The 1,672-nt window shown below is 66.5% G+C and carries 2 protein-coding genes; both read left to right on the top strand.

The features are described from left to right. Nucleotides 1-51: 51 nt before the first annotated feature. Entirely contained in the window at nt 52-918 is an 867-nt protein-coding gene (locus AC07A6_RS40640; RefSeq protein WP_478780445.1) for a GntR family transcriptional regulator, read from the top strand. A gap of 16 nt (nt 919-934) precedes the next feature. After that, a complete protein-coding gene (locus tag AC07A6_RS40635; RefSeq protein WP_478780444.1) occupies nt 935-1,603 on the top strand; it encodes an HAD family hydrolase in 669 nt (222 codons plus the stop codon). Nucleotides 1,604-1,672 lie beyond the last annotated feature (69 nt).

Genomic DNA, 1,672 nt, shown 5'->3' with positions numbered 1-1,672 from the left:
ACATAACTGGCATGGCTGTCCTGCTTGGGGAGGGTCGCCTACCATCGACCCATGACCTTCGTCCCCGAGCCCCTCGACCCAGATGACGACCGAGCCCCGTACGAACAGGTAGCCAGCAGCCTCAGTGCTGCCATCCGTACGAGGCGGCTGAGTCCTGGGGAGAAGCTCCCGTCCCACAAGGAACTGACGGAGCTGTACGGATTCGCGCGGGCGACGATTCAGCGCGCGCTACGCGACCTCGAAGACGAGGGGCTCGTCGTCTCCCGCAAGGGCAGCGGCGTCTACGTCCGCAACCGGACCGAGCGGCCAGCAGGCCTGCGGCCGTACGTCGAGCAGGCCTTCGCCAAGGACCGCGTGACCATCGACTTCGCCGGCTTCTCCAGCGAGACCCTGCACGGAGCGCTTCAGGAGCCGCTCGACAAGATCCGGGTCGGGCGGCTCACGCCGTCCAGCATCACCATGCGGATACTCGTCCCGGACATGTCCGTGCCGCAGGCCGCGCCCGTGCGCATGGAGGACGGGGCGGACGACGAGCGGCTCCGCGACCGCATGCACGACATCATGGTCAGCTACACGCGCAGCATCCGCGACGCCATCACGGAGCTGGAGCACCTCGGTCTCGTCACCGAGGCCCGGATCAACGTCCGTGTCCACAGCGGCACACAGTTCTTCAAGCTCTACGTGATCAACGAAGAAGACGCGTTCTTCGGGTACTACCCGATCCGTCCCAACAAGGTCGTCGCCCAGGGCGAGGTGATCGAGATCTACGACCTCGTCGGCAAGGACACCACGCTCTTCCACCACTCGATCAACGACGGCGAGTCTTCCAGCGGAGCACAGCAGGTCCAGCAGGCCCGCATGTGGTTCGACAGCGTGTGGGAGACGATCGGAAGGGACTTCGACCTTGACGCACGATGAGCGGCTCTCAGGAGTCTTGGCGAACGCGCGCGTTGTCTTCTTCGACTTCGACGGGCCGGTGTGCGACGTGTTCGCAGGACTGCCCGCTCCCGAGGTAGCCAAGCAGCTGACCCTGCTGCTCTCCTCGCGGGACGAAGCCGCGGGCACCAAGGCCGCCGAGACCGACGACCCTATCGAGGTCCTTCGGATCGCCCACGAAGCCGGTGACGTCATCGGTCGCAAGGTGGAGCAGGCGCTGACGGAGGCGGAAGTCGAAGCCGTCGCGGTGGCCGGCCCCCCGACTCCCGGGGCGGTGGAGGCCCTTGAAGCCGCAGGATCTTCAGGGCGCACCGTTCTGGTGGTGAGCAACAACTCAGCCGAGTGCGTCCAGCGCTTCCTGGAGATTCAAGGGCTTGGGGGTCACGTCGCGGAGATCGTTGGGCGCCCTGTCGGACGGCCCCACCTGATGAAGCCCAATCCGTTCCCGATCATGAGGGCGGCGGAGCGGGCAGGGGTGGGGGTAGCGGACTGCACCCTGATTGGTGACTCGCTCACCGACGTCCAGGCCGCTCATGCAGCCGGCGCAACGGTGATCGCCTACGCCAACAAGCCCCACAAGGCCGCGCTCTTCGCCGAAGCGGGAGCCGACGCCATCACCGACGACATGCACGCCATCGCCGGGGCATTCCCCACGGCTTCGCCGTAGGAGCCACGCGGGACCTGTTACAGGTTTCTCTACCTCATCAAGCACCCGGCTGCGCTCCGCTCCGCCGGG

This window comes from Streptomyces sp. NPDC044002 (genome assembly GCF_056434525.1).
The sequence above is the reverse complement of the archived record's forward strand: the minus strand, read 5'-3'. Positions and strand labels throughout refer to the sequence as shown.

Coding starts and splice junctions, on each gene's coding strand:
- AC07A6_RS40640 (WP_478780445.1), top strand. CDS start 52: ATGACCTTCGTCCCCGAGCCCCTCGACCCAGATGACGACCGAGCCCCG.